We start from the raw sequence: 8,373 nt of genomic DNA on the forward strand, positions 1-8,373 counted from the left end.
CAGTAGTCCACCAGCGCGTCGATTTTCATTGGATTTGTCGAACACCGCGTCCACCCCGAGCTGGGCGCAGCGCATGCGCACGTCGGGCGTGGCGTAGTTGCTCAGCACCACCATCTTCTGGGTGGGCTTGCGCGCGCGGCAGGCGGTCAGCACGCCCAGCCCGCTGCCCTGGCGCAAGAAGAGATCGACAATGGCCAAGTCCCACTGGCCGGAGTGGGTGGTCAACCACTCCTTGCCCTCGTCTTCGGTGGCGCTGAAGCCGACCGCCTCCACGCAAGCGAGTTCTTCGAGGGTGCCGATCAGATTTTCCCGGATCGTGGCGTTGTCTTCAACAATGTAGGTACGGAGTTTCACAGCCTGATCCATTCGGGAGCGACCAGAGCAGGTGTGCTGGGGCCGAGCCTCTAATCTAAGAGCGTTCGCTCGTCGATTCTGCCAGCGGCAGCAGGTTGCCTTCGTAGGATCTTTCTTACGTCCGATGGCCACAGACCGGGCAGTCGGGGCGGCGCTGGAGGTGCATCGTGTTCCACTCCATCGACCGGCCATCGAGCATGAGCAGCCGGCCCGCCAGCGAGGGCCCGGCGCCGGCCAGGAGCTTGAGCGCCTCGGCCGCCTGCATGGCGCCCACCACGCCCACCAGCGGGGCCAGCACCCCCATGGTCGAGCATTGCACTTCCTCGAAGGCGGCGTCCGGTGGAAACACGCAGGCATAGCATGGCGACGATGCCTCACGCGGGTCCACCACCGTCATTTGCCCGTCAAAGCGGATGACAGCGCCCGCCACCAGGGGCTTGCCGTGCCGCACGCAGGCAGCATTCACTGCATGGCGGGTGGCGTAGTTGTCGCTGCAGTCCAGCACCACCGTGGCTTGGGGCACTAGCGCATCGAGCAAGGCGGCGTCCGCCCGCGCTTGCAATGCCGTCACGCGCACTTCGGGGTTGATGGCCGTGATGGCCCGGGCCGCCGATTCGACCTTGGGTTGCCCCACGCGATCGGTGGTGTGGGCGATCTGCCTTTGCAGGTTGGTCAGGTCCACCACGTCGTTGTCCACCAACGTGATGTGTCCCACGCCCGCCGATCCCAGGAACAGGGCGGCGGGCGAGCCCAGCCCGCCCGCGCCGATGATGAGCGCGTGGCTGGCCAGAATGCGCTCCTGGCCTTCGATACCCACCTCGTCAAGCAGGATGTGGCGGGAATAGCGCAGAAGCTGGTCGTCGGTCATGGCGGGTAGGCAGGGCACGTGTACGTAAAAAAGGCCGGGCTCCGCGGGGAGTCCGGCCTCGCTGGGAGGGCGGTGAGCCTCAGTTCTCTTGCCTCAATTCTCTTTCTTCTCTTCCTTGCGCTCGGTCAGCGTCTTGCTGACGAGCACGGGACGGCCCTTGAACTGGTTCAGTGCCTGCGTGAGCTGGAAGTCCTTGTCGGTGCCGAACTCGGGAATCTTGCGCTCCGCCACGGGCTTCTTGGCTTCTTCTTCCATGCGTTTGCGGGCTTCTTCGCGTGCTTTCTCGCGGGCCTCGTCCTTTTGCTCCTCGCCCTGGCCGCTGCCCAGGTGCTTGTCGAGGTCGGCCTCGCGCATGCGCAGTGCGGCGAACACATTGCCTTCTTCCGACTCGTCGATCATCACGTCGGGCACGATGCCCTTGGCCTGGATCGATTTGCCGCTGGGCGTGTAGTAGCGGGCGGTGGTGAGCTTGAGGCCGGTATCGGGGCCCAGGGGGCGTACGGTCTGCACCGAGCCCTTGCCAAAGGTCTGGCTGCCCATGATGGTGGCGCGCTTGTGGTCTTGCAGCGCGCCGGCCACGATCTCGCTGGCCGAGGCAGAGCCTTCGTTCACCAGCACGATCAAGGGCACGGTCTTAAGGGCTGCCGGCAGACGCTTGAGCGGGTCACCGCTGCCCCGGCGCTGGTAGAACTCGGGCGCGGCCTTGTAGGTGGCCTTGCTCTCGGCGAGCTGACCATTGGTGCTGACCACGGTGACGTTTTCGGGCAGGAAGGCGGCCGAGATGGCAACGGCTGCGTCGAGCAGCCCGCCCGGGTCGTTGCGCAGGTCGAGCACCAGCCCCTTGAGGCGCGGCTCCTGCTTGTAGATCTCTTCGATCTTGCGCACGAAGTCGTCCACCGTCCGTTCCTGGAACTGCGACAGCCGCACCCAGCCGTAACCCGGCTCGATGACCTTGCCCTTCACCGACTGGGTCTTGATCTCTTCGCGCGTGATGGTCACGGGGAAGGTGCGGCTTTCCTCCTTGCGCAGGATGGTGAGCGTGACCTTGGTGTTGGGCTCGCCGCGCATCTTCTTGACGGCATCGTTGAGTGACAGGCCCTTGACCGCGGTGTCGTCGATCTTGGTGATCAGATCGTTGGTCTTGAGGCCGGCGCGGAAGGCCGGCGAGCCTTCGATGGGCGAAACAATCTTGACCAGTCCGTCTTCCTGGGTGATCTCTATGCCAACACCCACGAAGCGGCCCGTGGTTCCTTCGCGAAATTCCTTGAACGACTTCTTGTCGAAATACTGCGAATGGGGGTCGAGGCTGGCCACCATGCCCGAGATGGCGTCGGTGATGAGCTTCTTGTCATCCACCGGCTCGACGTAGTCGGTCTTGACCAGCCCGAAAACAGCCGACAGCTGCTGGATTTCTTCCAGCGGCAGCGGCGTCATGGCGCCACGCGCCACGGTCTGCAGGGATACCGTGGTCAGCGCTCCCGCCACGACACCGATCGACACCCACCCTGCAATTTTGAGTTTCTGGCCCATACAAACACCTTTACCGCTTCATTTCAATATACACCTTGGAAGGGCCGCGCCCGCCGCGGTTCCCGCGCGGGCGCTCACTTTCGCAGGATTTTTTGGGCGTCGCCCCCGGCTTTACACGGGCTTCACATGGGGCTCGCGCTTGCCACGCGGGCTCAGGCCTTGCCCTGCGATGCCACGGCGGCCGCAGCCCGGGCCGCAGCCTCGGCGTCGCCCAGATAGTAGTGGCGGATGGGCCGCAGGTCGTCGTCCAGTTCATATACCAGCGGAATGCCGTTGGGAATGTTCAGGCCGACGATGGCGTCGTCCGAAATGTTGTCCAGGTACTTGACCAGCGCCCGGATGGAGTTGCCGTGCGCGGCCACCACCACGCGCTGGCCCGAACGGATGGCGGGGGCCATGGTGTCGTTCCAGAACGGCAGCACGCGGGCCACGGTGTCCTTGAGGCATTCGGTCAGGGGAACGTTCTGGGCGTCCATGCCGGCGTAGCGGCGGTCGCTGCGCTCGCAGCGCGGGTCGGCGGCTTCCAGGGCCGGCGGCGGGGTGTCATAGCTGCGGCGCCACACCAGCACCTGGGCGTCGCCGTACTGCTTGGCCATGTCGGCCTTGTTCAGGCCCTGCAGCGCGCCATAGTGGCGTTCGTTCAGGCGCCAGCTCTTTTGCACGGGCAGCCAGGTGCAGTCCATCTCGTCGAGGCAATACCACAGGGTGTGGATGGCGCGCTTGAGCACGCTGGTGTAGGCCAGGTCGAACTCGTAGCCCTCGGCCTTGAGCAGTTTGCCCGCCGACATGGCCTGCGATACCCCGGTGGGCGTGAGGTCGACGTCTGTCCAGCCGGTGAAGCGGTTTTCAAGGTTCCAGGTGGATTCGCCGTGTCGGATCAGAACGAGTTTGTGCATGGTGTCCCTAGGGAAAGCGGGTCAAAACCATACATTCTAAAATTGCGCGGTTTGCCAACCCAAGGAATCTTCGTGAAATTCGTTATCGACAACTGGTATTTGATCCTCGTGGCACTCGCTTCGGGCGGCATGTTGGTGTGGCCGCTGCTCAAAGGTGCGGGCGCTGGCACGCTCACGCCCGCGCTGGCCGTGCAGCTCATCAACCGCGAGAAAGCCGTGGTCATCGACGTGTGCGAAACCGAGGAATTCGCGGCTGGCCATGTGAACGGTGCCAAGAATGTGCCGCTGGGCCAGCTGGAAGAGCGCCTGCCCACGCTGGTGAAGAACAAGGCCTTGCCCCTGGTGCTGGTATGCGCCAGTGGCGCCCGTGCCCAGCGGGCCGTGGCGATGGCCAAGAAACTTGGCTATGAAAACGCCCAGGCCATGGCTGGTGGCCTGAAGGCCTGGCGCGAGGCCAGCCTGCCCGTGGAAAAGGCCTGATCTGCCCCCAGTTATTGCATAGCCGATAAGCTGGAACCCGCTTTGTTGCCAACAGGAAAGATCGCCATGCAGTCCGTGAAGATGTACACCACCGCCGTTTGCCCGTATTGCATCCGCGCCAAGCAGATCCTCAAATCCAAGGGCGTGGAGCAGATCGAGGAGATCCGCATCGATGTCGATCCGGCCGCTCGCAGCCACATGATGGAAATTACCGGCCGCCGCACCGTGCCGCAGATCTTCATCGGCGACACGCATGTGGGCGGTCATGATGACCTCGTGGCCCTCGACAGCCGCGGTGGGCTGATGCCCCTGCTGGGTGCGGCCTGAATCGCCAGGGCGAAGCGCCCGCGCTGCATAATGCACCCCCATGTGCCCGCTGCGGGAGCTGCTCCCCGGCGGGTTTTGTTTTGCTGAAATTTCGTTAGAGCAGAGAGACTTTCACCATGGCCGATCAAGAAAACCCCGTGTTCCAGATCCAGCGCGTCTACCTCAAGGACATGTCGCTCGAGCAGCCCAATTCGCCCGGCATCCTGCTCGAACAGGAACAGCCCAGCGTGGACATCCAGCTGGGCGTGGAAGCCACGCCGGTGGCCGAGGGCATCTATGAAGTGGCCGTCACGGCCACGGTGCAGACCAAGATCAAGGACAAGACCGTGTTTCTGGTCGAAGCCAAGCAGGCCGGCATTTTCGAGATCCGCAACATCCCCGAAGACCAGATGGGCCCCATCATGGGCATCGCCTGCCCGCAGATCGTGTACCCCTACCTGCGCGGCAACGTGGCCGACATCGTGAACCGTGCGGGCTTCCCGCCCGTGCACCTGGCGGAAATCAACTTCCAGGCCATGTACGAGCAGCAGCAGGCGCAAGCCGCCGGCGAACCTTCGCCCATCATCACCCAGTGATGCAGTTCAGAGGCCTTTTAGGCCTCTGGCGCTTTATGGACAAGCGCAAGCAGCTATGAAAATAGTAGTTCTTGGCGCCGGTGCCTGGGGCACGGCGCTGGCCATGAGTGCCGCCCAGACGGGCGGCCACGCAGTCGCGCTGTGGGCGCGCGATGCGCAGCAGGTGGCCGACATGCAGGCCGAGCGCCAGAACACGCGCTATCTGCCTGGCATTGCCTTTCCTCCGGCGCTCGCGGTATCGGGCGCCGATCCCCTCGCGCTGGTGCGCGCCGCCGACCTCGTGGTGGTGGCTACGCCCATGGCCGCGCTGCGCACCATGCTGCTGGCCCTGCGCGGCTGCACGGCCCCTGTGGCCTGGCTGTGCAAGGGCTTTGAGGCGGTGGCGCCTGCCGATTCCGCTTCTTATGGGCTGCTGGCGCACGAGGTGTGCGCGCAAGCAGCTCCTGATCTGATAGCAGGTGTGCTCAGCGGCCCCAGCTTTGCCCAGGAAGTGGCGCGCGGCCAGCCCACGGCGCTCGTGGCGGCCAGCCGCCACGCCGTTGTGCGCGACGCGCTGGTTGCCGCGTTCCACAGCCGCAGCGTGCGTGTCTATGCCAACGACGATATCGTGGGCGTGGAAGTGGGTGGCGCGGTGAAGAATGTGCTGGCTATCGCCACCGGCCTGTGCGATGGCCTGAACCTGGGGCTCAATGCCCGCGCGGCGCTCATCACGCGGGGCCTGGCCGAGATGACGCGCCTGGGCGTAGCGCTGGGTGCGCGGCCCGACACCTTCATGGGGCTGTCGGGCATGGGCGACCTGGTGCTGACCGCCACGGGCGATCTCTCGCGCAACCGCCGCGTGGGCCTGCTGCTGGCGCAGGGGCAAAGCCTGCAGCAGGCGGTCGACTCGCTCGGCCACGTGGCCGAAGGGGTGTACTGTGCCCGCACGGTGGCGCAGCGCGCCATCGGGCTCGGGGTGGACATGCCCATCACGCAGGCGGTGGTCGCCCTGCTGGACGGCCGCCTGGCCCCGGCGGATGCCGTGGGGCTGCTGATGGGGCGGGACCCGGCATCAGAACTGCGCTGACGACCAGCGGCGCACCCCTCAGAACACCCCAAACAGCATCAAAAGCAATACGACCGAGAGGGGAACTCCGAGCAACCACAGGATGATGGGCATGGCGTTTTCCTTGAAAGTAGAGTGGGCTCTACCGTAGGTGCGCTCAGCCGTTCACCGTGTGCGTGCTGGCAGTGCCTGGCCGTAGGCCGGTGCCTACCCTGCCTGTGGGCTCTGGGCTCTGGGCTCTGGGCTCTGGGCTCTGGGGTCTGGGGTCATTGGGTCGCTGCTACGGCCCCTCGGGGCCCTCGACCCACGCTCGCCGGTGCGGTTGCAGTGCAGGCTGCGCGGTTCTGCTGACGGCGCGAGAGGCCGCTACAAAGGCTCATCGCCCAGGGAGCCCCTGCATGAATCGAGCGGCAAGGGTGCGCAGCGGATCGGATGGGCTGCAAGGCGCCAAGCACAGCAATCGCCGTAGCTATCGCGAGCATTGGCAACGTCAGACCGCCCGAGCTCGCAGATGCACACAGCGCGGCGATTCGTGCAGAGGTTCCCCAGGGCAAGTTCCACGACCGGGCTGCCACTCTGCTGTGCCGCAGATGCCGGCTTGGCGCGCTGAGCCACTCCGTTGGCACCTGCATTGCTGGTACAACAGGGGCGTTCACAGCCCCAGTTCGAGCGCCAGCAGTTCTTCCACCGTCTGGCGGCGGCGGATCAGGCGGGCCTGGCCGCCATCAAACAGCACTTCGGCAACCAGCGGCCGGGTGTTGTAGTTGGAGGACATCGAGGCGCCATAGGCGCCCGCGTCGTGGATGACCAGCAGGTCGCCCACCCGCGCATCCGGCAGATTGCGGGGCAGCACCACGCCGCCGTCGCCCTGCGTGAACACATCGCCCGACTCGCACAGCGGCCCCGCCACCACGCTGGGCCGCTCGGCCGCCGTGCTGCCGTCGCGGCGCAGCACGCTCATGGTGTGGTAGCTGCCGTACATGGAGGGGCGCATCAGCTCGTTGAAACCGGTGTCGAGCAGCATGAAGTGGTTGTTGCCGGCATTCTTGGTGGCACGCACCTCGCCCAGCAGCACGCCCGATTCGGCCACCAGATAGCGGCCGGGCTCGATCTCCAGGCCGAGCGGGTGGCGCACGATGGCTTCGGCCTGCTGGCGCGCCGCATCCCACAGGCCGTGGTAATGCTGGGTGTCGATCACCGGGTCGCCATCGCGGTACGGAATGGACAGGCCGCCGCCAGCCGAAATGGCCTGCAGGTCATGCCCCGCGGCGTGCGTGGCCCGCACCAGCTCCACCATGGCGCCACACACCTGCTCGAGGTGCCGGTAGTCCACGCCCGAGCCGATGTGCATATGCAGCCCCGCCAGCTTCAGGCCGTGCTGGCGGATGGCGGCCAGCGCGGCGGGCAGGTCGGTGTGCCAGATGCCGTGCTTGCTGTGCTCGCCGCCGGTGTTGGTCTTGTTGCTGTGGCCGTGGCCAAAGCCGGGGTTGATGCGCAGCCACACCGCGTGGCCCGGCGAGGCCGCGCCCAGCTGGTGCAGCATGTCGATGGAGCCGGCGTTCACCGGCACGCCGTGCTCCACCACGCAGGCTAGCGTGGCCGCATCGAACAGGTCGGCGGTGAACACGATCTCTGCCGGTCCTTCGCCCGGGGTGCCCGCCTGGTAGCCGGCGGCCAGCGCGCGCAGGATTTCGCCGCGCGAGACGGCGTCCACCTTGACGCCCTGCTCGCGCATCAGCCTGAGGATGTGGATGTTGGAGCAGGCTTTCTGCGCAAAGCGGATGGTTTCGAAATTCGACAGCTGCGCAATGCGCTGGCGGACGGTGGCGGCGTCATACACCCACAGCGGGGTGCCGAACTGGTCGGCGAAGGACCACAGCTGCGCGGGCGAAAAAGGGTTGGACATGGGAGCGATCCGGGGTGCTGGAAAAACGCCATGATGCCGTGGATTGATCATTTGATCCAATGCTTTGAAGTTTGCCTGGCATTCATTCTGGATATGCTTTCGACCCATGACCACCACTTCGGATCCCGCCGCCGCAGCCCGCATCACCCACCGCCATATCGAGGTGTTCCGCGCTGTCATGACCGCCGGCAGCGTGACCGGGGCGGCCGATCTGCTGCACAGCTCGCAGCCCACCGCCAGCCGCGAACTGGCCCGGCTGGAGGCCTTGCTGGGCTATGCCCTGTTCGAGCGCCTGCAGGGCCGGCTGCGCCCCAACGCCCGTGCGCTGGCCCTGTGGGACGAGGTGCAGCGCTCGTGGCAGGGGCTGGAGCGCGTGGTGGACCGTGCCGTGG

At 65.7% G+C, this 8,373-nt stretch carries 9 protein-coding genes and 1 pseudogene; 5 read left to right on the forward strand and 5 right to left on the reverse strand.

Annotated features, from left to right (window positions below; genetic code table 11):
- The 4 genes and pseudogenes from ACDELDRAFT_RS16475 to gpmA all read right to left on the reverse strand — a co-directional run.
- Positions 1-354: pseudogene (locus ACDELDRAFT_RS16475) on the reverse strand (response regulator); the annotation flags it as partial.
- A 115-nt stretch (positions 355-469) separates the two neighbouring features.
- The gene (locus ACDELDRAFT_RS16480) at positions 470-1,222 is read right to left on the reverse strand and encodes a HesA/MoeB/ThiF family protein (protein WP_005798890.1); all 753 of its coding nucleotides are present in this window, start codon (positions 1,220-1,222) and stop codon (positions 470-472) included.
- A gap of 93 nt (positions 1,223-1,315) precedes the next feature.
- Positions 1,316-2,752, reverse strand: a complete 1,437-nt coding sequence (locus ACDELDRAFT_RS16485) for a S41 family peptidase (RefSeq protein WP_005798892.1) — start codon at positions 2,750-2,752, stop codon at positions 1,316-1,318.
- Positions 2,753-2,904: 152 nt separating this feature from the next.
- The gene (gene gpmA / locus ACDELDRAFT_RS16490) at positions 2,905-3,648 is read right to left on the reverse strand and encodes a 2,3-diphosphoglycerate-dependent phosphoglycerate mutase (RefSeq protein ID WP_005798894.1); all 744 of its coding nucleotides are present in this window, start codon (positions 3,646-3,648) and stop codon (positions 2,905-2,907) included.
- A gap of 72 nt (positions 3,649-3,720) precedes the next feature.
- On the opposite strand from gpmA, the gene ACDELDRAFT_RS16495 reads away from it, so the two are divergent.
- The 4 genes from ACDELDRAFT_RS16495 to ACDELDRAFT_RS16510 all read left to right on the forward strand — a co-directional run bounded on the left by ACDELDRAFT_RS16495 (position 3,721) and on the right by ACDELDRAFT_RS16510 (position 6,096).
- A complete protein-coding gene (locus tag ACDELDRAFT_RS16495; protein WP_005798896.1) occupies positions 3,721-4,128 on the forward strand; it encodes a rhodanese-like domain-containing protein in 408 nt (135 codons plus the stop codon).
- 66 nt (positions 4,129-4,194) lie between these two features.
- A complete protein-coding gene (grxC, locus tag ACDELDRAFT_RS16500) occupies positions 4,195-4,455 on the forward strand; it encodes a glutaredoxin 3 (RefSeq protein ID WP_005798897.1) in 261 nt (86 codons plus the stop codon).
- A gap of 116 nt (positions 4,456-4,571) precedes the next feature.
- Positions 4,572-5,030, forward strand: a complete 459-nt coding sequence (gene secB / locus ACDELDRAFT_RS16505) for a protein-export chaperone SecB (RefSeq protein ID WP_005798899.1) — start codon at positions 4,572-4,574, stop codon at positions 5,028-5,030.
- A gap of 55 nt (positions 5,031-5,085) precedes the next feature.
- Positions 5,086-6,096: an NAD(P)H-dependent glycerol-3-phosphate dehydrogenase gene (locus ACDELDRAFT_RS16510; protein WP_005798901.1), complete on the forward strand. Its 1,011-nt coding sequence runs from the start codon at positions 5,086-5,088 to the stop codon at positions 6,094-6,096.
- Positions 6,097-6,727: 631 nt separating this feature from the next.
- Here the strand turns inward: ACDELDRAFT_RS16510 and lysA are convergent.
- Positions 6,728-7,981 (reverse strand): diaminopimelate decarboxylase, encoded by a 1,254-nt coding sequence (lysA, locus tag ACDELDRAFT_RS16515; protein WP_005798903.1) that lies wholly within the window; start codon positions 7,979-7,981, stop codon positions 6,728-6,730.
- A 106-nt stretch (positions 7,982-8,087) separates the two neighbouring features.
- Here lysA and ACDELDRAFT_RS16520 point away from each other — a divergent pair.
- A partial coding sequence (locus tag ACDELDRAFT_RS16520; protein WP_005798905.1) for a LysR family transcriptional regulator occupies positions 8,088-8,373 on the forward strand: 286 nt, incomplete at its 3' end.

It is taken from the genome of Acidovorax delafieldii 2AN (genome assembly GCF_000175235.1).
Lineage (GTDB): Bacteria > Pseudomonadota > Gammaproteobacteria > Burkholderiales > Burkholderiaceae_C > Acidovorax > Acidovorax delafieldii_B.